The sequence below is a fragment of the Caenimonas soli genome (genome assembly GCF_013155545.1).
Lineage (GTDB): Bacteria > Pseudomonadota > Gammaproteobacteria > Burkholderiales > Burkholderiaceae_C > Ramlibacter > Ramlibacter soli.
The window spans coordinates 303,303-326,373 of sequence record NZ_JABJVV010000004.1 but is presented as its reverse complement, the minus strand read 5'-3'; the positions used below and the strand labels follow the sequence as shown (position 1 = coordinate 326,373).

Sequence of the window (23,071 nt, the reverse complement as noted above, 5' to 3'; positions counted from 1 at the left end):
GTTTTAGCGACCCTTGCCCCATCGCGCCTGCAACGCCGCCGCCACCCGCCCGACCTGCGCGGCCCTCGCCTCCCCAAACCCCCGCCTGAACAACCGCATGCCGGGATACCAAGGGGAATCCGCGCGATCCAGCAGCCAGCGCCAGTCGGCATTCGGCGCCAGCATCACCCACACCGGCCTTCCCATGGCGCCCGCCAAATGCGCTACGGCCGTGTCGACGGTGATGACCAAGTCCAGGTTCTGCAACATCGCGGCGCTGTCGGTGAAGTCGTTCCAGTGAGCGGTCAGGTCTGCCAGTTGCTCCGGGCCGGGTTGCGCATCGGTCATGGGCCCACCGTCGCCCTTCTGCAGGCTGAAGCACTGCACGCCGGGCATATGCATCAGCGGCGCCAGCTCGCTCAAGTACACGGAGCGGTTGCCGTTGTTCACCTGCTGGCCGGACCCGGCCCAGGCAATTCCCACCTTCAGCTTGCCGTCCCATGCCGACAAACGTTCCCGCCATACGCTCGCCTTGTCTTCTTGCGCTCGCAAGTAGGGCAAATTCGCTGGAATATTCTCCAGCGTAGTGCCGTAGTGCATCGGCAAGTCGAGCAAGGCCACGTGGTAGTCAACCTCGAACCGGGTATCGGGCCTGAGGCACTGCAGTCCGGGGATGCTGTGCTCCAGCAGCGGCACCAGGTCGGGCGGAATGACGCCAAACACGCTCGCGCCGTCCGCCTGCATCAAGGGCACATAGCGGATGAACTGGATCACGTCGCCCAGGCCCTGTTCGGCGTAGACGCCGATTCGCTTGCCCTGGAGCGGCTGCACACGAGGGCCCTGCCATTCGAGCTGTGCGTCGAAAAACGAAGGCCGGCGCATGCGATCCGTGTCGCGCCAGCGGCGGGCATACATGGCCCAGCCTTCTTGCAGCCTTCCCTCGAGCAACAGCCCGAAGGCCAGATCTATCTCGGCGAGGGCAAAGCCTGGCTGCAGTTCCAGTGCGCGCCGCAACTGCTGTTTGGCCTCCTCCACCCGATTCAGATTCAGCAGGGCCATGCCGAGCACACGCACGGCGTAAGGGTGTTGCGGCCCCAGTTCGACGGCCCTCTTCGCATGGGCCAGCGCGCCGTCGAAGTCCCCCAGCCGCCACAGCACGCCCGCCAGATCGACATGGGCCTCGAGAAAATCCGCATGCTGCGCGAGCGCCTCGCGGTAGAGAACAGCGGCGTCGTGGGCTTCGCCCAGTTGCTCCAGGCAGAAGCCGCAATGCAACAGGGTCACCGGATCCTTCGGATGCAAACCGCGAAGCTGCGTATAGACCGGCAAGGCCTTTGCGTAGCGCTTGTTGCGCAGGTAAAGCTCGGCTTGCGCCTGAAGCAGTCCCGCGTGATCGGGGTGGAGTACGAGCGCGGCGCCCAGCAGCGTTTCGAGCTCCGGTTCGCGCTTCTGGATCGTCAACGCCTTGGCCAGTTCCCACCAGAGTTCGGGCCGCTGGGGCGCGACGCGGCAGGCGTCGCTCAACCAGGCCGTCGCGGTCCAACCGTCGCCTACGCCTTGGCAGGACTGCGCCAAGCCGAGGCGCGGCTCGATGGCCAGCGGCTGCTGGCGCAACCCTTGCGCAAACTGCTGCAGCGCCTCATGAAAGCGGCCCGCGCCCAACAGGGCGACGCCCTGCTCCATGAAACTCATGGACGCGGTCAAGCCTTGGCCGGCACCAGGAAGTCGCGGCTGATGCGCCCGCCCAGCTCATTGACGCGGTCCAGGAACTGGGTGAGGAAGGCATGCAACCCGGTCGCCAGTATCTCGTCGATGTCGCCGTACTGCAGGTCGGCTCGCAGCTTGCCGGCACGGCGCTGCGTTTCGGCCGATTGGTCGTTGGCCACCATCGCGAGATTGCTCACCACCTCGTTCAAGCTGGCGTGCAGCGATCGCGGCATGTCGGCGCGCAGGATCAGCAGGTCGGCCACGCGCTCGGGCTTGATCACGTCGCGGTACACCTTGCGGTAGATCTCGAAGCCGGAAACGCTGCGCAGGATGGCGCTCCAGTGATAGAAGTCGTACTCCTGGTCCTTCTCGCTGGCCGCGCCGAAGAAGTCGCTCTGCACCGCGTGGAACTTCACGTCCACCAGGCGCGCGGTATTGTCCGCGCGCTCCAGGAAGGTGCCCAGGCGCATGAAGTGCAGCGCCTCGTCCATCAGCATGGTGCCCACGGTGACCCCGCGCGAGAGGTGCGAGCGAAACTTCACCCATTCGAAGAACTGGCCCGGGTCGCGTTCGAACTCGCCCTTGCGCAGCATGCGGTTCACTTCCAGCCAGGTCTGGTTCTGCGTTTCCCAGGCCTCGGTGGTGAGCGAGCCGCGCACGGCGCGCGCGTTCTCGCGCGCTGCTTTCAGGCAGGAGACGATGGACGAGGGATTGCTCTCGTCCTTGACCATGAACTCCATCACGCTCCTGGGCGTGACGTCGCCGTGCTTGGCGGCATACGCGGGCAGCAGTTCGCTGATCGACAGCAGCCCCTGCCAGCCCACCTGGGCGACGGCGGCGGATTGCGGCAGCAGCGAAGTCTGGTAGTTGACGTCGAGCATGCGCGCGGTGTTCTCGGCCCGCTCGGTGTAGCGGGACATCCAGAACAAATGGTCTGCGGTACGCGAAAGCATGATCAGACCTCCAGGATCCAGGTGTCCTTGGTGCCACCACCCTGGGACGAATTCACCACCAACGAGCCGTCCTTCAGCGCCACACGCGTCAATCCGCCCGGCACCATCTGCACGTCCTTGCCGGACAGCACGAAGGGCCGCAGGTCGATGTGGCGTGGTGCGATGCCGCTGTCCACGAAAGTCGGACAACTCGAGAGCGACAGCGTGGGCTGGGCGATATAGCCGCTCGGGTTGGCTTCGATCGCCTTGCGGAAATCCTCGATCTCCTGTTTGGTGGCGGCGGGCCCGACCAGCATGCCGTAGCCGCCGGCGCCATGCACCTCCTTCACGACCAGGTCTTTCAGATTGGCCAGCACGTACTTCAGGTCGTCGGCTTCGCGGCACACATAGGTGGGCACGTTCTTCAGGATGGGCTTTTCGCCGAGGTAGAACTCGATCATCTTGGGCACGTACGGATAGATCGACTTGTCGTCGGCGACACCGGTGCCGATGGCATTGCAGATGCTCACATTGCCCGCGCGGTTGGCGTCGACCAGGCCCTCACAGCCCAGCGTCGAAGTGGGCCGGAACACGGAGGGGTCGAGGAAGTCGTCGTCCACGCGGCGGTAGATCACATCCACGCGCTTGGGGCCGCGGGTGGTGCGCATGTAGACGAAGCGGTCCTTCACGAACATGTCCTGCCCCTCGACCAGCTCGATGCCCATCTGCTGCGCCAGGAAGGCGTGCTCGAAGTAGGCGCTGTTGTACATGCCCGGGGTCAGCACCACCACCGTCGGATCGGCCGCTCCGGGCTGGGCGGAAGCGCGCAGGGTCTCCAGCAGCAAGTCGGGGTAGTGGGCGACCGGCGCTACCCGGTGCTGGGCGAACAGGTCCGGGAACAGCCGCATCATCATCTTGCGGTCTTCCAGCATGTAGCTCACGCCGCTGGGAACGCGCAGGTTGTCCTCGAGCACGTAGTACTCGCCCTCGCCTTGGGCATTGGGCGCGCGCACGATGTCCACGCCCGCGACGTGCGAGTAGATGTGATGCGGCACGTACACGCCCATCATTTCCTTGCGGAACTGGCTGTTGTTCAGTATCTGCTCGGCAGGGATGATGCCGGCCTTGATGATGTCCTGGTCGTGATAGACGTCGTGCAGGAACCTGTTCAGCGCGGTGACACGCTGGACCAGCCCCTTTTCCATGGTGGCCCACTCGCCGGCCGGGATGATGCGCGGAATCAGGTCGAACGGGATCAGGCGTTCGGTGCCCGCGCCCTCCTCGTCCTTGGCGCCGTACACCGCGAAAGTGATGCCCACGCGCCGGAAAATCATCTCCGCTTCTTCGCGGCGGGCGCGCATGGCTTCCTCGGGCTGGCGCGCCAGCCATTCGGCATAGGCCTTGTAGTGGTCGCGGACGCCCTGGGCCTGGAACTGGCTTTGCCCACCCTGAGACTGGCCTTGAAACTGGAACTGGCCGTTGCCGGGCAGTTGCGCATACATCTCATCGAATTTGTGCATAGGCGAATCTCCAGGCCACAGGATAGCAATTTCCGGGCCTTCCAACGCGGCGTATGGCCCGTTGGAGTCAGGGAAAGCGATGGTGCCAGTAGCGGGGAGCCAACTGGCGCTGGCAAGTGACCAGCGAGGCTTGCGTCGAGTCCCACCTCGCCGCGCCGCAATGCGGCGAATCGATCACCGGGATGGCCCTGAGGCGATAGCGCTCCAGGACCGGAGCGGCCGGATGCCCGAAGCGGTTGCGATAACCCGTCTGCACCACGGCCAGCGAGGGCCGCACGGCATCCAGGAAGGCATCGCTGGACGACGTCTTGCTGCCGTGATGGGGCACCAGCAAAAGGTCCGCTTTCAAAGCCGCCCCTTGCTGGGCCAGCCGTGCCTCCTGCGCCTGTTCGATGTCGCCGGCCAACAGGACCGTGTGCACGCCATTGGAGATGCGCAGCACGCAGCTCATGGCGTTGGATTTGTTGTTAGCCTGGTAGTCGCCGGCCGATGGATGCAGCACCTCGAAATCCACCCCATCCCATTGCCAGCGCTGCCCGGCAGCACAGCGCTGCGACGGCCGCAGGGCCTGCAACTCGTGGCCGTCCTCGATCGAACTTAGCAGCGCGGCCTGTGGCTGCATCGCCAGCACCGCCGCCGCGCCGCCCGTGTGATCGCTGTCGCGGTGGCTAAGCATCAAGGTGTCCACCCGCTCGTCCAGCGCCCGCAGCAAGGGCACCAGCACGCGGTGGCCGGCATCGCTTTCCGGGCTGTAGCGCGGGCCGCTGTCGTAGACGAGCGTATGGGCGGCCGTGCGGATGATCACGGCGTTTCCCTGCCCGATGTCGGCCGCCAATAGTTCGAATTGCGCGGCGCCCGGCCTGTCGGCCTGCCATAGCAGGACCGGCACCAGCAGCGGCAGGCCCAGTAGGCGGGCCGGCCAGGGCAGCCGCATCGCAATCAGCAAGCCGCCGAGCACACCCGCCGCTCCGGCCCATAGGGGCGGCGCGGGCATGGACACCGTCGCGAATGGGAGTGCGGCCAGCCAGTGCAGGTACATCTCCAGCGCCCGCATGGCCCAGGCCGCCAGTTCCCACAGGGGCGCGAGGACCACACCGGCCATCGCCAGCGGTGTGATCACCAGCGTCACCCAGGGAATGGCCAGGGCATTGGCCAGCAAGCCGACGACGGAAACCTGGCCAAACAGCAGCAGCGTGAGCGGCGTCAGCGCCACCGTGACGACCCACTGCTCGCGCAGCATCGCACCCACGCTTGCTGTGGCGCGCCTGACGCGGCTGGAAAGCTCAGCCGCCTTCGGCCCGACGTCGGTCGCAAACAGCACGCCCACTGCCACGAAGCTCAGCCAGAAGCCGGGTTGCAGCAGCGCCCAGGGATCGACGGCCACGACAACGGCACAGGCCAGCAGCCAGACCTGCGGCCAGGGCCATCGCCGGCCCGAAAGACGCAGCAGGCCGACCGCTGCCAGCATCCAGACGGTCCGCTGCGCCGGCACGCCCCACCCGCTGAAGAGCGCATAGCCCGTTGCCAGCAGCACACCGCCGATTAGTGCCGCATGCTGCGCGGGCCACGCCAGGCACAGGCGCTGGCTGCGCCGCCACAGCGCGCCCACCAGCAAGGCGGCGGCCCAGGCGAACATCGTCACATGCAGGCCGGAGATGCTCATCAGGTGGGCCACGCCGGTGGCCCGGAAAATGTCCCAGTCGGCGCGGTCGATGGCGTTCTGGTCACCGACAATCAGCGCCGCCAGCAGCCCGGCCGTGCGCCTGTCGGCCACCCGCTCGAACACGGCATCGCGCACGGCCTGGCGGGCCCGCTCCACCGGATGGCGCCAGGTGTCCACCAGCCGCTGGGGCGGCGGGTCGTTGGGGCCGGCGCGCACGTAGCCCGTGGCCTGCAGCCCTTGCTCCCACAGCCAAAGCTCGTAGTCGAAGCCATGCGGATTGCTGTTGCCGTGGGGTGCCTTCAGCCGCACGTTCATCTGCCAGCGTTCGCCGGCGCGCAGTTCCGGTGCCTGCCGCAACAGCTCCATCCGTCCGGCGGCATCGGGCACGGCGCCGCCGTACCAGCCCAGATAGAGTTGGGGCACCAGCCGCACCGGTGATCCGCCCACAGCTGCCGATTCGACCTTCAGCCGGAAGCGCAGGCCGGTTTCGCTACGCTGGGGCATCGCGGCGACGACACCGGTCACTGTGACATCGCGCCCTTCCAGCGCCGGGTCCAGGCCCTGGGCGGCAAAGCGCGAGGCGCGCAAGCCGGTCAGGCCGAAGCCGAGCAGCGCGAGGGCCATGAGAATGATGAGTGACCTCGCGCGCGCCTTCCGGGAGCGTGCCCATAGCAGCAAGCCGATCGCGGCCGCGGCCATCGCCGCGTACGCGACTCCCTCCCAAAGCGCCGGCTGCTGCAGCTGCAGGGCCGGCCCGAGCACGGCGCCCAGCGGGGCCGGCGTCGCCCATCCCCCCGCCCGCTGGTCGTTGTTGTTCGGCATGTTCGCCCGTTCAACGGGCCATAGGGCCCCGGTGCCGACAGGAGCGTGCGCCTTTGCGCACTACGGCGCAAAACCCGCAATCAGGCCCCAGTCTTGCTAGTATTGCCCGCATGTCTATCCATGCCGCACTGAACCACGTCACCCACTACAAATACGACAGGCCCGTGCAGCTGGGCCCCCAGGTGGTTCGATTGCGCCCCGCCCCGCATTCGCGCAGCAACATCATCTCGTATTCGCTCAGGGTCGAGCCGGCCCAGCACTTCATCAACTGGCAGCAGGACCCGTTCGCCAATTACCAGGCGCGACTGGTGTTCCCCGAGAAGACCACCGAGTTCAAGGTCACGGTGGACCTGGTTGTGCAGATGGCGGTCTACAACCCGTTCGACTTCTTCCTCGAACCCAGCGCCGAAAAATTCCCCTTCCAGTACGAGCCGCTGGTGGCGCAGGAATTGGCGCCCTATCTCGCCGTAGAACCGGCGACGCCCTTGCTCCAGACCTACCTGGAGAAAGTCGATCGCAAGCCGCAGGCGACCATCGATTTCCTGGTGGGAATCAACCAGAAGCTGCAGCACGACATCAAGTACCTGATCCGCATGGAGCCGGGCGTACAAACGCCCGAGCAGACGCTCAAGAACGCCAGCGGCTCCTGCCGCGACTCGGGCTGGCTGCTGGTGCAGATGCTGCGCCATTGCGGCCTGGCCGCGCGTTTCGTTTCCGGCTATCTGATCCAGCTCACCCCCGACGTGAAAGCCCTGGACGGGCCCAGCGGCACGACCGTCGATTTCACCGACCTGCACGCCTGGTGCGAGGTCTACCTACCCGGCGCCGGCTGGATCGGGCTGGACCCGACCTCCGGCCTGCTGGCGGGCGAGGGCCATATCCCCCTGGCCTGCACCCCGCAGCCCTCCGGCGCGGCGCCGATCGAAGGCGTGGTCGACGACGCCAAGGTGGAATTCGGCCATCACATGCAGGTGACGCGCATCCACGAGTCGCCGCGCGTCACCAAGCCCTACACCGAGGAGCAATGGGCAGAGGTGCTGGCGCTGGGTGAAGCGGTGGACCGCGAACTGCAAGCCGGCGATGTGCGGCTGACCATGGGCGGCGAGCCCACCTTCGTGGCCGTGGAAAACCGCGATGCACCGGAGTGGAACACCGACGCGATGGGCCCCACCAAGCGCCGCTTCGCGATCGACCTGGTGCACAAGCTGCGCGACGAATACGGCCAGGGCGGCTTCCTGCACTTCGGCCAGGGCAAGTGGTACCCCGGCGAACAGCTGCCGCGCTGGGCCTTGTCGATCTACTGGCGTGCCGATGGCCAGCCGGCCTGGAAGAATCCCGCGCTGTTCGCCGATGAACGCCAGCCGGCGAACTACACGAGCAAGGACGCCGAGCGTTTCATCACCACGCTGGCGGGCCGCCTCGGCCTCACTGGCCAGCACATCAAGCCGGGCTACGAAGACACCCTCTACTACCTGTGGCGCGAGCGCCGCCTGCCGGTGAACGTGGACCCGTTCGACTCGCGCCTGGACGACGAAATGGAGCGCATGCGCCTGCGCCGCGTGTTCGAGCAGAAGCTCGATGCCGTGGTCGGCTACGTGCTTCCGCTGCAGGCCCGCGACGAAGACGACGCCAGCGGGCCGGCCTGGGCCACCAATCCCTGGTTCCTGCGCGACGAGCGCATGTACCTGATCCCCGGCGATTCGCCCATGGGTCTGCGGCTGCCGCTGGATGCCTTACCGTGGGCCAGCACAGCGGACCAGGACTACCTCATCGAGAAAGATCCGATGGCGCCGCGCGGGGCCCTGCCCGCCAGCGCCGAACTGGAGGAACGCTACGCGGAGCGCGCTGCCGCCGACCAGCGGCGTACTTCCCTGCCCTATCTGGCCGGCGTCACTCGGCAAGGCGAAGCACCGCGCGTTGCGCAGGACGGCCTGGTACAGGTTGACATCGGGTACAAGCCCGCGGCCGCTGGCCAGGCCGTGCCGGGCGAGCCGGTCGCCGCGCCAGCGCCACCCGCCCGCCACAAGTCGGCCAAGGGCCTCACGCGCACGGCTCTGTGCGTGGAAGCGCGCGACCCGCGGCGGGCCAGTGGACCCAAGGCCGAGCAAACGGGCGCCAAGACCAGCCTGCTTTATGTCTTCATGCCGCCGCTGGCGCGCATGGAGGACTATCTCGACCTGCTCGCCGCGGTGGAAGCCACCGCCCAGGAACTGGGCGTGAAGATCGTGCTCGAGGGCTACGCTCCACCGCGCGACCATCGACTCAAACTATTGCAGGTCACGCCGGACCCGGGCGTGATCGAAGTCAACATCCATCCCGCCCACAGCTGGGGCGAACTGGTGCAGCACACCGAGTTCCTGTACCAGGCGGCGTTCGAGACGCGCTTGTCGGCCGAGAAGTTCATGACCGACGGGCGCCACACCGGCACGGGAGGCGGCAACCATTTCGTGATGGGTGGCGCAACGCCGGCGGATTCGCCGTTCCTGCGCAAGCCCGAGCTGCTGGCCAGCCTGCTGCTGTACTGGCACAACCATCCTTCCCTGAGCTACCTCTTCTCGGGCATGTTCATCGGGCCGACCAGCCAGGCACCGCGAGTCGACGAGGCGCGCAACGACCAGCTGTACGAACTGGAAATCGCGATGCGCGAAATCCAGGGCAACCGCGAAATCCACGGTGAGGACATGCCGCCCTGGATCGTGGACCGCACGCTGCGCAACATCCTGGTCGACGTCACGGGCAACACCCATCGCAGCGAGTTCTGCATCGACAAGCTCTACTCGCCCGACACCAGCACGGGGCGGCTGGGCCTGCTCGAACTGCGGTCCTTCGAGATGCCGCCGCACGCGCGCATGAGCATCGCGCAGCAGCTGTTGATTCGCGCGCTGGTCGCGCGCTTCTGGAAGCAGCCTTATCGCGCGCCCTTGACTCGCTGGGGTACGGAGCTGCACGACCGCTTCCTCTTGCCCACCTTCGTGCAGTTGGACCTGAACGACGTGCTGGCGGACATGCGCGAAGCCGGTTACGCGTTCGATGCCTCGTGGTTCGCTCCGCACTTCGAGTTCCGCTTCCCGCTGGTCGGGCAGGTGCAGTCCAGCGGCATCGAGCTGACGCTGCGCAACGCGCTCGAACCCTGGCACGTGATGGGCGAGGAAGGTTCGGCCGGCGGCACGGTGCGCTACGTCGACTCGTCGCTGGAACGCATCGAGGTGCGAGTGACCGGCATGAACCAGAGCCGATACGCGGTCACGGTGAATGGCAAGGCAATGCCGATGCAACCCAGCGGGACTACGGGCGAGTTCGTGTCGGGTGTGCGCTACAAGGCCTGGGCCCCGCCCTCGGCCTTGCATCCCACCATAGGCGTGCATGTGCCCCTGGTATTCGACATCGTCGATACCTGGATGGGCCGTTCGCTGGGCGGCTGCCAATACCACGTGGCGCATCCGGGCGGCCGCAACTACGACACCTTCCCGGTTAATTCGTACGAGGCCGAGAGCCGTCGCCTATCACGTTTTTTCAGGATGGGGCACACGCCGGGGTCAATTCACGTACCGCCTGCAACGATTAACGTCGCGGGCAGCCGTGAATTCCCGTTCACGCTGGATTTGCGCAAGGCCTGAGCACGCGGTGGTTATCCACCGCGGCTGTGGACAACCCTGTTGGTTAGTGGTGCAGGCCTTGGCGCGAGCTAGCGTTCATGCGCTCCGGATGGGGCATGCCCGCCAAACGGGCAATGCGCTTACTTCTTCTCCGCAGGCGTCACGGTGACGGTCGGTACTTCTATTTTTTTCTCTTCGGTCTTGACAGTGGGCACGGTCACCGTCTTTTCTGCGGTGCCGACCTTCACGTCGGGCGTGGTCACGTCGTACTTCGGCAGCGTCACGTCGCCGGATTGTTTTTTCTCGACATCGTACTTGGGCACGGTGACGTTGCCCTCTTGCGTCTTCTTCACGTCGCAACCGTAGAGGCCCGCCGCGCAGATGGAAACGATGGCCGCGGCAATAGTGGTCTTCAGCATTTGATGCTCCCTTTGATGTTCATCAGAGGTTGTAATTTTCGACGCCTGCCGCTCAGCGCAGGTGTAGGAACCCGACCCAAATCGCTGTGCGGCATGGCCGCAGCGGCTAGCGGGCTTGTTTCGTTTCGAAACCGACAACCAAGCCTTGTGACGTGACCGTGATCGTTGAAGGCTGAAGCCCCATGGTGTCGGCCAACGCCAGGTCTTTCGGACGCAGGCGATGCAAGACCACCTCGCGCAGGGATTGCTCTGCGAGCCTGGGGCCATAAGCCTCGAGCATCTCTGCGGTGCGCGGCGGCAGGCCCGACAGGCGCAACGAGTGCACCTGCAGGCGATAGGCTCGGATCGACTGGTCGGCGGGCTCGTAGCGCAATTCGAAATCGAGTTCCAATGCGCCCGTGTAGCTGCGCCGCAGAGCCGGGCCGGCGACGTCCACCAGCATTTCGCTCGCGATGCGGTTTTGTTCAGGCAACAAGCGCAGGCGCGGCTCCTGCACGTCGAAATTGAGCAAGCCCTCGACCTTGTGCCTCACCGGAAAGCGTTGGCCGATGGCCTGCTGCAGTTGTTCGGCCGAAACCTTGTACTGGGGTTGGCCGGCGGCATGCGACATGCCCAGCACCAGGCACAGACCAATCACGACGATTCGGCGTTTCATCGACGCAGTCTAGCGGCGGGAGAACACGCGAACGCAGTGTTCGCGCATGGTCTCCACCGCCTCGCGATGCTTCTCGCGCAACTCGTCCACCTCGGCAGCATCGCGTTCGGGCGGCGTAGTGTTGGCCAGCCACAGCGCTTTCATCAACTCGACGTGGCAGATCACCACCTCGACCATGTCCCCGGACAGGTCGGGCAGCGCGCCTTTGAGCATCCGGACTTCGTCGAAGACCTTGCCCACCAGGTCGTACTGCGCAGTCTGCGACCAGGGATTCACCAGGTCATCGACATGCATTTGATAATTCTCCAGTGCGGCCGAAAGCTGGAAGGCTACGGCCGTGAGAAGGGGAGCGTGGGCAACCGACATCGCGCTTCAAGAATAGCCCCACCAGGCCGCTCTGCGGCCCCCCGCGTCGATTTGTTACGGCCTTTTATCTGCGGTCAACGTAAGCAGGATGTCGGCATACCAGGCGCAGTTCAGGCCCAGCGCCTCATCAAGGGCCAGGTCGCGCGTTCCCACGTCGAGGCGGGACGAATGAACCCCCAGCAGCATCCAGGGGAGGTCGCCCAAAGCCGCCTGCCGGCTGCGCGCCCTCATGACCACGGGCGCGCCGCTGGTGCCCCGATGCGTACGCGCATCGGTGAGGAAGTAGCCCTTGCCCTGGAAGCGCAGGCCGAACGAAGAAGCGTTTACCGCATGGCGCACCACTGGCAGATGGTGCAGTGCGTCATGAAACCCCAGCGGAAAGCCCACCACCAGCATCGAGGCGGCGAGTTCCACCGGTTCGCGCGAATCATGCAGGTGCTCGGGCGTGAAAGCGCGGTACACCGCCGTCTTGGGCAATGCGTCTCGCTGGATCTCTAACACCGCCACGTCGATCTCGCCGCCGGTGTCGCTGCCCTGGCGCCATACGCTCTTGCCGTCCTGATAGAGCGGCATGGAAAATCCCGTGGACACAGCCATGTTGGTCGGGTCGATGTGCATTTCGATCTCGATGCGATCGGGGAAATGCTTGCTGGGCTCGTCGATCATCACGTGACGGCTGGTCACCAGGAACAGGCGTTCGCCGCGCTCGAAGAAAAAACCGCTGGCGTTGGTCAGCAGCCGTTGCCCCTCGAAGGTGATCACCCGCGCTGCTGCCAGCAGCAGTGGTTCAGTAGGCGGAATTGGAATTTCTTTCTCTGGCATGACCCATTGTGCGCCAGCGTCGAAGTGTGACAATACCGTCACGTGGACAAACACTCAGACACGGTTGATTCGCTTTTCGGGGCCGATGCCCAGGAAACGCCGACGGCGCTCGCGGCTGCGATGGCGCCGCCCGCTGCCGCCGGCCATTTCGACGAGCTGCGGGGCGGAAAGTCCGCAGCCCAGTCCGCGCCCGCCGGTCCCTGGGCGCAGTTCTTCGAGAATCTCGGGCACGAAGGCTTCAGCGATCTCCACCGCCGCACCGTGAACCTGCAACGGCAGGTGCGCGACAACGGCATCACCTACAACGTCTATGCCGATGCCAACGGCCCGCAGCGGCCCTGGTCGCTGGACCTGTTCCCGCTGATCATTACGCCCCAAAGCTGGCAGCAGATCGAGGCCGGCGTGCTGCAACGGGTGAAGCTGCTGGATCGCATCATGGCCGACGTGTATGGCCCGCAGCAGCTGCTGGCCAAGAATCTGCTGCCGCCCGCGCTGGTGCAAGGCCACCCCGGCTATCTGCGCCCCATGCATGGCGTCAAGCCCGCCGGCGGCAACCACCTGCACATCGCGGCTTTCGACATGGCACGCGATCCCGATGGCAACTGGTGGGTCGTGTCGCAGCGCACCCAGGCGCCTTCCGGCCTGGGTTACCTGCTCGAGAACCGGCTCATCATCTCGCGGCTGTTCCCCGAGGCCTTCCGTGACCTGAAGGTGCAGCGCCTGGCCGCCACCTACCGCGCCCTCGTCGAAGGAATGCGCGCGATGTGCCCGGCGAACGGCGAGCCGCGCATCGTCCTGCTCACGCCCGGGCCCTACAACGAAACCTATTTCGAGCACGCCTACCTGGCGCGTTACCTCGGCCTGGCGCTGGTCGAAGGCAGCGACCTCACGGTGCGCGACCAACGCCTGTACCTCAAGACCTTGCAAGGCCTGGAGCCGGTGCACGGCATCCTGAAGCGCCTGGACGACGAGTTCCTCGATCCGCTGGAACTGCGCTCGGATTCGCGGCTGGGTGTGCCGGGCCTGCTGCAGGCCATACGCGCCGGCAATGTGCTGGTCGCCAACGCGCCCGGGTCGGCATTCCTGGAATCCACCGCTCTCCTGGGCTTCCTGCCCGCGCTGTCGCGCCACCTGCTGGGCGAGGAGCTCAGGCTGCCGTCGCTCGCCACCTGGTGGTGCGGCGAGCGCGCCGCGCTGGAAGCAGTGCTGCCGCAATTGCCCACCAGCGTGATCAAGTCCACCTACGGCGGTGCGGGCGCCGGCGCCGTGCTCGGCAAATCGCTGTCGCGCCGCGAACTCGACGAATGGGCCGGCCGCATCGTGCGCGAAGCCGAGGAGCACACGGTGCAGGCCTATCTGCCGCTGTCGCAGATGCCCACCTGGAAGTCCGGGATGGAGGGCGACCGCATCATGCCGCGCTCGCTCATGTTGCGCGTGTTCGCGGTGTCCGACGGCGTGCAGTCGTGGCGGGTGCTGCCCGGTGGCCTGACACGCATTGCCGGCGCCGAACTGGAGATCGCCTCCATGCAGCGCGGCGGCAGCAGCGCCGACACCTGGGTGCTGACCGACGGCGAAGTCGATGCCACCAGCCTGCTGCACTATGACCAGCCGGCCGTGGCGATTTCCCATCGCAGCCGCAGCGCCACCAGCCGCGCGGCGGAAAACCTGTTCTGGCTGGGCCGCTACACCGAGCGCACCGAGAACACCACGCGGCTGGCCCGGCTGACCCTGGAAAGCCTCAATGGTGAGGACCAGTCCTCACAGCCGCTGCTGGCCTGGTTGAGCGAGATGGCTGCCGACAACGCCCTGGTGCTGCCGGCCGTGCCGCCCGCCACCCAGGCGCGTCGGGTGTTCGAGCGGTCGCTGATCGGCGGGCTAGCCGATACCGAGGACGCGACCAGCGTGGGCTACAACCTCGCCGCACTTCGCAGCTCCGCCTCGGCCGTGCGCGAACGCTTGTCGCAGGAGCAGTGGAACGTGATCGTGCGCGCCGAACAGGAATTCATGCGCGGCTGCCTCATCCTCACCGAGGACGGCGACTACTCATCGGTCGAGGCGTTGCGGGTGCTCGAGATCCTGTCCGGCCACACTGCCGCGATGACGGGCGCGCAGACCGATCGAATGACGCGCGACGACGGCTGGCGGCTGCTGTCCAGCGGCCGGCACCTGGAGCGGCTGGGCTTCCTGGCGTCGGCGCTGGGCTGGGCCGTTGAAACCGACGCCTGGCTGGACGAGGGCGGCTTCGAAGCCGTGGTGGCGCTCTTCGACAGCACCATCACCTTTCACGCCCAGTACCAGCAACGCCACGATATCCCCGCCCTGCTCGATCTCCTGGTCCTGGACCGCGACAACCCGCGTTCGCTGGGCTGGGTGGCGCAGACGCTGCGCGGGCGGCTGGCAAAACTTGCGGGCAGCGCGCCCGGCGAAGTGCCCGATATCGCGTTGACCGTGCCAGACCCGCAGCAGTGGTCGCTGGAAGCCATGTGCGAGCGCGATGCCGATGGCCGCTACACGACGCTGCTGGACCTGCTGCAGAAATGCACCGATGCGGCGTACAAGCTGTCGGACGACCTGGGTGCGCGCTACTTCACGCATTCGGGCGACGCGCGGCACAGCGTCGGCGCATAGTTCCCTACCATGCTGCTGCACGTCGTCCACGAAACCCGCTACGCCTATTCGCCGGTGGTGAAGACGGCGCAGCACATGGCGCATCTGAAGCCGGCCCACAATGGGCAGCAACGCTTGCTCAGCCACCAGTTGACCATCAGTCCGGCGCCCGCTCAGCAGAGCGAGGCGATCGACATCTATGGCAACACCCGGGCGTTCTTCAGCCTGGAGACCACGCACCCGAAACTCAAGGTGATGGCGCAGAGCCTGGTGTCCACCTCGGCGCCACGCGTGCCGCAAAGCGACATGCCCTGGGAGGAAGTGCGGGAGCGCCTGCGCTACCACCGCGGCGCTGCCTACGACCCTGCGGCCGAGTTCGTTTTCGCTTCGCCCTATGTACCGCGGCACCAGGATTTTTTGGCTTACGCGCGGCCCAGCTTCACGCCCGGCCGGCCCTTGCTAGCAGCCGCCAACGAGCTGATGGAGCGCATCTTCGCCGACTTCGAATACGAAACCGAAGCGACCGACGTCAGCACTCCCGCCCTGGAAGCGCTGCAGATGCGCAAGGGCGTGTGCCAGGACTTCGCCCACATCATGCTGGCCTGCCTGCGCAGCCTGGGCCTGCCGGCTCGCTACGTTAGCGGCTACCTGCTTACCGAACCGCCCCCGGGCAAGCCACGGCTGGTCGGCAGTGATGCCTCGCACGCCTGGGTGTCGCTGTATCTGCCCGGCACGGCAGCAGCTGCCGGCAGCTGGGCCGACCTGGATCCGACGAACAACCGCGCGCCGGGCGAAGACTACGTGACCCTGGCCACCGGCCGCGACTACTCCGACGTGTCGCCCGTGCGCGGGGTGCTGCATGGCGGCGCCAACCACAAGCTGCACGTGGCTGTCACCGTGACCCCGGTCGATCCGGCGTCAGCGCCTCCTACAATCGCCTGATTTAGGAGGCCTCATGAGCGTCTACGACAAGCTGAAAGAACTCGCCATCACCCTTCCGCCGGTGGCAACGCCCGCCGCCGCCTATGTGCCCTTCGTGCGCACCGGCAACCTGGTGTTCCTCTCGGGGCACATCGCCAAGAAGGACGGCAAGTCCTGGGTCGGCCAGCTCGGCAAGAACATGACGACCGACGAAGGCAAATTGGCCGCACGCGCCGTCGCCGTCGACCTGATGGGCACGTTGCATGCGGCCGTGGGCGACCTCAACAAAGTCACGCGCATTGTCAAGCTGGTCAGCCTGGTCAACTCCACCAACGAGTTCACCGAGCATCACCTGGTCACCAATGGCGCCAGCGAATTGTTCGGGCAGGTCTTCGGCGAGAAGGGCCAGCATGCCCGCGCCGCCTTCGGCGTGGCGCAGATCCCGACAGGCGCCTGCGTCGAGATCGATATGGTGGCCGAGATCGGCTGATCGTCAGGCCCGGGCCGGGCGCTGGCTCGCATAGAAGTTGAGGGCCAGCCCGGCGATCACCAGCGCCGCGGCAGCCAGCTTCCACGCCTGCAAGGGCTCACCCAGCAGCCACGCGGAAGCGCTCATGCCGAACACCGGCACCAGCAAGGCCATGGGCGCCACCGTGGCCGCCGGGTAGCGCGCCAGCAACCAGTTCCACATCGCGAAGCCGAACAGGGTATTGCCCAGCGCCTGCCACAAGGCGGACGCCCAGCCGCTGATGCTGGCATGGGCCAGCGAATCGGCCATGGCGGGCCAGCCATGAAAGTACAGGGCCAGCAACATGAGCGGCGGCAGCGAGAACGGGCTGCTCCAGACGATGAACGCCAGCGCGTTCACCTTGCCGGCGCGGCGCGCGACCAGGTTGGCTATCGCCCAGCAAGCGGCGGCGCACAGCAGCAGCACCAGGCCCAGCGGCGTGACCGAGGCTTGACCGCTGCCCAGGCTTTGCCAGCCGATCACCGAGATGCCGGCGACGGCGAGCGCCAGCGCCAGGTACTGCGGCCCTGTGACCCGTTCGCCCTGCAGGGCCATCGACAGGCCGATGGTGAAGAACACCTGCGACTGCATCACCAGCGAGGCCAGGCCCGGCGTCACGTCCGCCCGCATAGCCATGAACAACAGGCCGAACTGGCCCGCGCCCAGCAGCACTCCGAACCAGGCGAGCCGTGACCACGCCACGGCGGGACGTGGGATGAAGAAGATCCAGGGGACGATGCACAGCGCGAAGCGAAGCGCGGCGAACAGGAACGGATCGAATTCGGCCAGACCCCATTTGATGACCACGAAGTTGGTGCCCCAGATGAACACCACGGCCAGGGCCAGCATCAGATGAATGACGGGCATGGGCTTATCGTCTCATGCCCGCCGCGCCTGCTTTCATGAAAGAACGCCTACAGATTGATGCCCGCGCGGCAAGAATCACTCCACGCCATCACTTCCGTCGCACTCCTCCTTCACTCGCATGAGAGGCCATACCTTTGCTTGAAGGCCTCCGCTTGCGCAGCGGGTTCCTTCGTGAGGAGGGCGCATGCAGTGTAGTTGCCACGCATGCGACGCGAGTTCGTGTCAATGTAGATCCAGTCGACGATCTGCTCGCGGTCGAATGCGAACTGTTCGTCGAACTTGTACTTCTTAACCAGTCTTGGTTCATTCCCGAGATACCCTGTGAATCGGTTGCCGTCGGCCACAAACCGATTGACCCAGAAATACTCGGTGCCCCGTCCATCCGATACGGCAACCTTTAGTGCATAGCCCGTTGTTCCCGCGGGCGGAGAGGAAGCGCGCGCAAGAAACCAATCCAACGTGCCCCTCGCCTGCTCGAACGCTCTTCGCATTGCAGGGTCTTCGCTGGGCATGATCGAGATTTCGTCGCGCTCGGCGCGCTCGGTGATGGTTTGAGCGCCTGCAGGAGCCAGAAGTGCTAGCAGGCAGAGCAGGCAGGCGAGGCCTGCCGGTAACGCGTCCGTGTTGACTGAAATGCTGGGCCTCATCGCCTTCACCACCGGTCGCTTGAAACCTTTGCAGTGTGCCGCCAAACCCAGCGCGATGCAATCTGTAGAGCAAGCGATACCGCCATCCACATGCTCGTCAGTCCAGCCCGACCGGCAGGCATGACAACAGCGGCTACTCCACCCGCTCGATAGAAGTCGGTTTGAAGCCCAGGTCCGCCGCCTTGCCCTTACGTCCGCGCGCGGCCTTGGCATTGTTCAGCGAACGGATCTCCAGCGTCTCGTCGCGCTCCTTGCCGCCGCGTCCGATGCCGGAGATTTTCACGCTGCGCGTGTAGGCCGCGGCGCCCGCCAGCGCGTCCTTGGCCTCCAGGTCGATCAGCATCAGGCCACGCCCGCCGTTGGACATCGGCTTGAGTTCGCCGATCTCGAAGGTGAGGATGCGCCCGCCGGTGGAGGCGCAGGCGACATGCGTGGCCGGCGTCTGTGGCGGCACGTTGGCCGGTGAAGGCCGACATACGACTTCACCTTCGCCGCAGCTGATGAAGGCCTTGCCGGCCTTCAGGCGCGACATCATGTTTTCCACCGTCGCCAGGAAGCCGTAGCCGCCCGAGCTGCTCAAAAGCAGCCAGGCGCCCGGGGCGCCGGCGAAGTAGTGCAGCAGATGCGTGCCCGGTTCCAGCTCAATCAGGGTGGTCACCGGCTGGCCGTCGCCGCGAGCGCCGGGCAGCAAGGAAACCGGCACCGTGTACACCCGGCCATTGCTGCCGAAGGCCAGCAAGGTATCGACCGTGCGGCACTCGAAAGCCGCGTACAGGCCGTCGCCGGCCTTGAAGGCAAAGCTTGCCGCTTCGTGCCCCTGGCCCTGGCGCGCCCGCACCCAGCCTTTTTGCGAAACGACGACGGTGACCGGCTCGTCGATCACCTTGATCTCGGCCACGGCCTTCTTCTCGGTCTGGATCAGCGTGCGGCGCGCATCGGCGAACTGCTTGGCGTCCTGCTCGATTTCCTTGACCATCAGCTTGCGCAGCGCCGCCGGGCTGCCGAGGATCTCTTCCAGCTTCTTCTGGTCTTCGCGCAGTTCCTTCAGCTCCTGCTCGATCTTGATCGCTTCCAGCCGCGCCAGTTGGCGCAGGCGGATTTCCAGGATGTCCTCGGCCTGGCGGTCGCTCAACTTGAAACGCGCGATCAGCGCCGCCTTGGGCTCGTCGCTCTTGCGGATGATGGCGATCACTTCGTCGATGTTCAGCAGCACCAGCTGCCGCCCTTCGAGGATGTGGATGCGATCGAGGACCTTGCCCAGGCGATGGCGCGACCGCCGCTCAATCGTGGCCTGGCGGAACTCGATCCACTCCAGCAGCATCTGCCGCAGCGACTTCTGCACCGGCCGGCCATCCAGCCCGATCGAAGTGAGGTTGATCGGCGAGGAGCTTTCCAGGCTGGTCTGGGCCAGCAGCGTGGTGATGAGGTCGCGCTGCTCGATGCGGCTGGTCTTGGGCTCGAACACCAGGCGAACGGCGGCGTCCTTGCTCGATTCGTCGCGCACGGTGTCGAGGACGGACAACACCGTTTGCTTCAGCTGCACCTGGTCCTGGCTCAGCGCCTTCTTGCCGGCCTTGACCTTGGGGTTGGTGAGCTCCTCGATTTCTTCCAGCACCTTCTGCGTACTCACGCCCGGCGGCAGTTCGTTGACGACCAATTGCCATTGGCCGCGCGCGAGTTCCTCGATCTTCCAGCGCGCCCGCACCTTGAGCGATCCGCGCCCCGTGCGGTAGGCCTCGGCGATGTCCGATGCCGGGCTGATGATCTGGCCGCCGCCTGGATAGTCGGGCCCCGGGAGCAGTTCGGCCAGCTCGTCGTCGGGCAGCTTGCTGTTCTTGATCAGCGCCACGCAGGCGTCGGCCACTTCGCGCAGGTTGTGGCTGGGAATCTCGGTGGCCAGGCCCACGGCGATGCCGCTGGCGCCATTGAGCAGCGTGAACGGCAGGCGCGCGGGCAGCTGCTGCGGCTCCTGCGTGCTGCCGTCGTAGTTGGGAATGAAGGCGACCGTGCCTTCGTCGATCTCGTCGAGCAGCAGGTTGGTGATGCGCGCCAGCCGCGCTTCGGTGTATCGCATGGCCGCGGCGCCGTCGCCGTCGCGGCTGCCGAAGTTGCCATGGCCGTCGATCAGCGGATAGCGCTGCGAGAAGTCCTGCGCCATGCGCACCAGTGCGTCGTACGCCGCCTGGTCGCCATGCGGATGGAAGCGGCCCAGCACATCGCCCACGACGCGGGCGCTCTTGACGGGCCGCGCGCCGCCGGCGCCGGTGTACCCCAGGCCCATGCGCGACATGGAATACAGGATGCGGCGCTGCACGGGTTTCTGCCCGTCGCACACGTCGGGCAAAGCGCGCCCCTTGACCACGCTCAGCGCGTATTCGAGATACGCCCGCTGGGCGTACGAGGCCAGATCCAGGTCGGTGTCGTCGCCGCCGTCGCTACTGTTGAGGGAGATCAGTTCTTGGTCCATTGATTTCGAAAGGCAGGAAAGTTAACGCTTCAGGCCAGCAAATCCTCGGCCGTGAGGGTGAGGATGCGGCGGTCGGATGGGGTGAGCAATTGCTGGTCCAGCTTCATGGACAGCCGCTGCAACAGCGTCTTGGCCGGCATGTCGTTGACCGGGATCGCGGTGAGCACGATGCGAAAGTGCAGGAACTCGGTGAGCGCGGCGGGCAACGGCTCCTTGAGGCCGGCGACCAGGATGCGGCTGGCCAGGTTGGCGGAACCCTCGGCCAGCGTCATGCCCTCGGCCAGCACCGCGATGCGCGAGTGCGACAGGCGCGCGGCAACGTCGCCGTCGCGCAATGTCTGGCGGATGCGGTTGGCCGCGACCAGCAGCGCCGACTCGGCCACTTCGGGCCCGAACTCGGCCGACAAGCGATCCAGGTTCTCGATGTGCGCAAGCAGAAGCACACTGGGGTGGCCATAACGCTTGATCAAGTTGCGCACTGCGCCGACGCGGTCGTAGAAGATCAGGGGCGTGGACAGCCCCGTCAGCGGATCGATGGTGTTGCGCGCGTCCATGCGCAGACGCGTTTCGCCGAAGATCCGGTTGCGCCAGGCGGTCGCCAGGAACACAGTCGCGCTCCACACACTCAGCAGGGCCGCCAGCGGCAAGACCGGGTCGGACGCCTTGTCGATGGCGTGCCACCCCTGCCAGCCGACACCCGCGACCAGAGCCAGCTGCCCGGGCACCAACCATCCGGCCCAGGGCCGGCCCTGCGGCCAGGCACGCAGCATGATCACCATGACGACCGCGCTCCATGCGGCCAAGCCGGGCAGCAGCAGGTGCCAGCCGGCCACGTAGCCGGCCAGCGCCAGCGCCGGCAACAGGCCCAGGCTGATGGCCATCAGCCAACGGCGGGGTTGGCGCAAGGCGCCCGCATGTTTCACCAGCTCGCGCAGCTGCAGGCCGTCCACGGCCAGGACCATGAGCAGGATGGCTTCGGCAAGGAGGGAGTGGCCCCCGACCACGGTCTGCACCGCCAGCACGCCCATCATGGTGGCGGCGCCGTGCAAGAGCAGCGCCCTTTCGCGATAGACGTTCGCGATGATCACGCTGAAACAGACGACCAGCACCTGGGCCCCCGCGAAGGCGCCGAGTGCGACCAGTTCATCCGGATCGACCGGCAACATCGTCATCGCCCTGCTCCTCTCAAAGCATGGCCGGTGACTGCGCGGTGCGAACCGGCAGCGTCAATCACGCTCGGCCGGGAGGTTGCCGCGGCCCACTGCGCCGCCAACGGGCAGTTCCATCCGCACACGGCCGGGCGAGCGGCCGGATCCCATCATCGAGGGCGGCCGCAGCATGGCATAGAGCTGCATCACCGTCTTGACGTAGTTCTGCGTCTCGCGGTAATTGGGAATCTGGTTGCCGGCCCGCTGCACCGCGCCTTCGCCGGCGTTGTAGGCGGCGAGCGCCAGCTCCAGCCGGCCGGGGAAAAGGTCCAGCAGGTAGCGCAGGTAACGCGTACCGGTCTTGATGTTGGTGCGAGGGTCGGTCAGCTTTTTCTCTACCGGCGTCTTCTTGTCGGCGGTCACGCCGTAGCGCTCGGCGGTGGCCGGCATGATCTGCATCAGCCCCACGGCGCCCTTGGGCGACACGGCGCCGGCGTCGAAGCCCGACTCGGTGGCGATCAGGGCCTGCAGCAGTTCGTAGTCGATGCCATGGGCCCTGGATGCTTCGCGCAGGTGATGCTTCACCTGCTTGTAGCTGGGAGAAATCTCGAAGAAGGCGATGAGCCTGGGAGCCGCGGACGGAACCGCCACGGCCCGCGGCGTACCCAGCCCGCGGGCAGTGTCGAAGCTCTCGCCTCCGCGGAAGAACAGCTCGTAGCGCTCGTCGATCTTCTCGGCCGCGAAATGCGCGACGCCCTTGGCATCGACATAGCCCCAGACCTCGGCCTGCGCGAGAGGCAGCAGGCCCAGCAGCAGTAAGCCAGCTGCGATCACTGACCTGAGGCGCTTCATCGTCATGCGCGCATCTCCAGCCCCAGGCTGCGGCGCCCGGTGAACTCGGGCCGCAGCATCGACATGACGATCAGCGAATCGAAGCCGTCGGCCACCTTCACCGAGTCGCGCAACTGGCCCTCGACCACGAAGCCCTCGCCGTCGTAGAGCGCCTTGGCCCGGCTGTTGCGCGCCTTCACGTCCAGCCAGAAGCGGTGCGCGCCCAGGTCGTCGAAGGCGACTTTCTTGGCCACCCGCAGCGCCGCCCGGCCGAAGCCCGAACCCTTGGCCTGGACCACCATGCGCTTGAGCTCCAGCGACTGGTGCTGGCTGCGGCAACCGATCAGTATCAGGAAGCCGACGGCGTTGAGATCGGGGCCGCCTTCGATGATGAAGTGGCGGAAATCGGGAAAGCGGATCGCGGCCTCATGCTGGGTGCGCTCCCAGGGCGTGATGAAGGCCAGGTTCTCCGGATCCTGCTCCAGCGAGAGCACGAACTCCAGGTCGCTCGTCATCGTCGGTCGCAAGCGCACCCGGGCCGTGGTGCGGTCGGGTGAGCTGGCGGCGAAATTGGCGGCGGTCATGAATGCCTTG

Annotated in this window: 18 protein-coding genes; 4 read left to right on the top strand and 14 right to left on the bottom strand. The window is 66.2% G+C overall.

The window, feature by feature from the left end; translation table 11 throughout:
- Positions 1–3: 3 nt before the first annotated feature.
- The 4 genes from HNE04_RS08580 to HNE04_RS08565 all read right to left on the bottom strand — a co-directional run bounded on the left by HNE04_RS08580 (position 4) and on the right by HNE04_RS08565 (position 6,623).
- Positions 4–1,671, bottom strand: a complete 1,668-nt coding sequence (locus HNE04_RS08580; RefSeq protein ID WP_172218111.1) for a tetratricopeptide repeat protein — start codon at positions 1,669–1,671, stop codon at positions 4–6.
- Between the two features lie 8 nt (positions 1,672–1,679).
- Positions 1,680–2,639, bottom strand: a complete 960-nt coding sequence (locus HNE04_RS08575; RefSeq protein WP_172218110.1) for an alpha-E domain-containing protein — start codon at positions 2,637–2,639, stop codon at positions 1,680–1,682.
- A gap of 2 nt (positions 2,640–2,641) precedes the next feature.
- Positions 2,642–4,138: a circularly permuted type 2 ATP-grasp protein gene (locus HNE04_RS08570; protein WP_172218109.1), complete on the bottom strand. Its 1,497-nt coding sequence runs from the start codon at positions 4,136–4,138 to the stop codon at positions 2,642–2,644.
- A gap of 67 nt (positions 4,139–4,205) precedes the next feature.
- The gene (locus tag HNE04_RS08565) at positions 4,206–6,623 is read right to left on the bottom strand and encodes a DNA internalization-related competence protein ComEC/Rec2 (protein ID WP_172218108.1); all 2,418 of its coding nucleotides are present in this window, start codon (positions 6,621–6,623) and stop codon (positions 4,206–4,208) included.
- Between the two features lie 110 nt (positions 6,624–6,733).
- On the opposite strand from HNE04_RS08565, the gene HNE04_RS08560 reads away from it, so the two are divergent.
- Entirely contained in the window at positions 6,734–10,240 is a 3,507-nt protein-coding gene (locus tag HNE04_RS08560; RefSeq protein WP_172218107.1) for a transglutaminase family protein, read from the top strand.
- Between the two features lie 119 nt (positions 10,241–10,359).
- On the opposite strand, the gene HNE04_RS08555 is transcribed toward HNE04_RS08560, so the two are convergent.
- The 4 genes from HNE04_RS08555 to HNE04_RS08540 all read right to left on the bottom strand — a co-directional run bounded on the left by HNE04_RS08555 (position 10,360) and on the right by HNE04_RS08540 (position 12,481).
- The gene (locus HNE04_RS08555; protein WP_172218106.1) at positions 10,360–10,638 is read right to left on the bottom strand and encodes a hypothetical protein; all 279 of its coding nucleotides are present in this window, start codon (positions 10,636–10,638) and stop codon (positions 10,360–10,362) included.
- 106 nt (positions 10,639–10,744) lie between these two features.
- Complete coding sequence (locus HNE04_RS08550; protein ID WP_172218105.1) at positions 10,745–11,293, bottom strand: DUF1439 domain-containing protein; 549 nt, start codon at positions 11,291–11,293, stop codon at positions 10,745–10,747.
- Between the two features lie 9 nt (positions 11,294–11,302).
- A complete protein-coding gene (locus tag HNE04_RS08545) occupies positions 11,303–11,587 on the bottom strand; it encodes a hypothetical protein (RefSeq protein ID WP_172218104.1) in 285 nt (94 codons plus the stop codon).
- A 126-nt stretch (positions 11,588–11,713) separates the two neighbouring features.
- Entirely contained in the window at positions 11,714–12,481 is a 768-nt protein-coding gene (locus HNE04_RS08540) for a S1 family peptidase (RefSeq protein ID WP_172218103.1), read from the bottom strand.
- A gap of 120 nt (positions 12,482–12,601) precedes the next feature.
- Here HNE04_RS08540 and HNE04_RS08535 point away from each other — a divergent pair, with 120 nt between their 5' ends.
- Genes HNE04_RS08535 through HNE04_RS08525 form a run of 3 tightly spaced genes read left to right on the top strand, consistent with a single transcriptional unit; the run spans position 12,602 to position 16,499 of the window.
- Positions 12,602–15,109: a circularly permuted type 2 ATP-grasp protein gene (locus tag HNE04_RS08535; protein ID WP_172218137.1), complete on the top strand. Its 2,508-nt coding sequence runs from the start codon at positions 12,602–12,604 to the stop codon at positions 15,107–15,109.
- Between the two features lie 9 nt (positions 15,110–15,118).
- Positions 15,119–16,030, top strand: coding sequence for a transglutaminase family protein (locus HNE04_RS08530; RefSeq protein WP_172218102.1), 912 nt, complete (start codon positions 15,119–15,121; stop codon positions 16,028–16,030).
- 13 nt (positions 16,031–16,043) lie between these two features.
- Complete coding sequence (locus HNE04_RS08525; RefSeq protein ID WP_172218101.1) at positions 16,044–16,499, top strand: RidA family protein; 456 nt, start codon at positions 16,044–16,046, stop codon at positions 16,497–16,499.
- A gap of 3 nt (positions 16,500–16,502) precedes the next feature.
- Here HNE04_RS08525 and HNE04_RS08520 read toward each other — a convergent pair whose 3' ends face one another.
- The 6 genes from HNE04_RS08520 to HNE04_RS08495 form a co-directional block, all read right to left on the bottom strand.
- Positions 16,503–17,384 carry an EamA family transporter gene (locus HNE04_RS08520; RefSeq protein ID WP_172218100.1) on the bottom strand — a complete coding sequence of 294 codons (882 nt, stop codon included), beginning with the start codon at positions 17,382–17,384 and terminating at the stop codon, positions 16,503–16,505.
- 110 nt (positions 17,385–17,494) lie between these two features.
- Positions 17,495–18,031: a YegJ family protein gene (locus HNE04_RS08515; protein ID WP_172218099.1), complete on the bottom strand. Its 537-nt coding sequence runs from the start codon at positions 18,029–18,031 to the stop codon at positions 17,495–17,497.
- A gap of 133 nt (positions 18,032–18,164) precedes the next feature.
- A complete protein-coding gene (gene parC / locus HNE04_RS08510) occupies positions 18,165–20,498 on the bottom strand; it encodes a DNA topoisomerase IV subunit A (RefSeq protein WP_172218098.1) in 2,334 nt (777 codons plus the stop codon).
- Positions 20,499–20,527: 29 nt separating this feature from the next.
- Entirely contained in the window at positions 20,528–21,670 is a 1,143-nt protein-coding gene (locus HNE04_RS08505) for a diguanylate cyclase domain-containing protein (protein WP_172218097.1), read from the bottom strand.
- A gap of 54 nt (positions 21,671–21,724) precedes the next feature.
- On the bottom strand, positions 21,725–22,498 hold the full coding sequence (locus HNE04_RS08500; protein ID WP_172218136.1) for a lytic transglycosylase domain-containing protein: 774 nt from the start codon (positions 22,496–22,498) through the stop codon (positions 21,725–21,727).
- Positions 22,499–22,500: 2 nt separating this feature from the next.
- On the bottom strand, positions 22,501–23,061 hold the full coding sequence (locus tag HNE04_RS08495) for a GNAT family N-acetyltransferase (protein ID WP_172218096.1): 561 nt from the start codon (positions 23,059–23,061) through the stop codon (positions 22,501–22,503).
- Between the last annotated feature and the right edge of the window lie 10 nt (positions 23,062–23,071).

Excerpts from the sequence above, each read along its gene's own strand:
- HNE04_RS08580 (WP_172218111.1), bottom strand. The coding sequence starts at position 1,671 with ATGAGTTTCATGGAGCAGGGCGTCGCCCTGTTGGGCGCGGGCCGCTTT.
- HNE04_RS08575 (WP_172218110.1), bottom strand. The coding sequence starts at position 2,639 with ATGCTTTCGCGTACCGCAGACCATTTGTTCTGGATGTCCCGCTACACC.
- HNE04_RS08570 (WP_172218109.1), bottom strand. The coding sequence starts at position 4,138 with ATGCACAAATTCGATGAGATGTATGCGCAACTGCCCGGCAACGGCCAG.
- HNE04_RS08565 (WP_172218108.1), bottom strand. The coding sequence starts at position 6,623 with ATGCCGAACAACAACGACCAGCGGGCGGGGGGATGGGCGACGCCGGCC.
- HNE04_RS08560 (WP_172218107.1), top strand. The coding sequence starts at position 6,734 with ATGTCTATCCATGCCGCACTGAACCACGTCACCCACTACAAATACGAC.
- HNE04_RS08555 (WP_172218106.1), bottom strand. The coding sequence starts at position 10,638 with ATGCTGAAGACCACTATTGCCGCGGCCATCGTTTCCATCTGCGCGGCG.
- HNE04_RS08550 (WP_172218105.1), bottom strand. The coding sequence starts at position 11,293 with ATGAAACGCCGAATCGTCGTGATTGGTCTGTGCCTGGTGCTGGGCATG.
- HNE04_RS08545 (WP_172218104.1), bottom strand. The coding sequence starts at position 11,587 with ATGCATGTCGATGACCTGGTGAATCCCTGGTCGCAGACTGCGCAGTAC.
- HNE04_RS08540 (WP_172218103.1), bottom strand. The coding sequence starts at position 12,481 with ATGCCAGAGAAAGAAATTCCAATTCCGCCTACTGAACCACTGCTGCTG.
- HNE04_RS08535 (WP_172218137.1), top strand. The coding sequence starts at position 12,602 with ATGGCGCCGCCCGCTGCCGCCGGCCATTTCGACGAGCTGCGGGGCGGA.
- HNE04_RS08530 (WP_172218102.1), top strand. The coding sequence starts at position 15,119 with ATGCTGCTGCACGTCGTCCACGAAACCCGCTACGCCTATTCGCCGGTG.
- HNE04_RS08525 (WP_172218101.1), top strand. The coding sequence starts at position 16,044 with ATGAGCGTCTACGACAAGCTGAAAGAACTCGCCATCACCCTTCCGCCG.
- HNE04_RS08520 (WP_172218100.1), bottom strand. The coding sequence starts at position 17,384 with ATGCCCGTCATTCATCTGATGCTGGCCCTGGCCGTGGTGTTCATCTGG.
- HNE04_RS08515 (WP_172218099.1), bottom strand. The coding sequence starts at position 18,031 with ATGAGGCCCAGCATTTCAGTCAACACGGACGCGTTACCGGCAGGCCTC.
- parC (WP_172218098.1), bottom strand. The coding sequence starts at position 20,498 with ATGGACCAAGAACTGATCTCCCTCAACAGTAGCGACGGCGGCGACGAC.
- HNE04_RS08505 (WP_172218097.1), bottom strand. The coding sequence starts at position 21,670 with ATGACGATGTTGCCGGTCGATCCGGATGAACTGGTCGCACTCGGCGCC.
- HNE04_RS08500 (WP_172218136.1), bottom strand. The coding sequence starts at position 22,498 with ATGAAGCGCCTCAGGTCAGTGATCGCAGCTGGCTTACTGCTGCTGGGC.
- HNE04_RS08495 (WP_172218096.1), bottom strand. The coding sequence starts at position 23,061 with ATGACCGCCGCCAATTTCGCCGCCAGCTCACCCGACCGCACCACGGCC.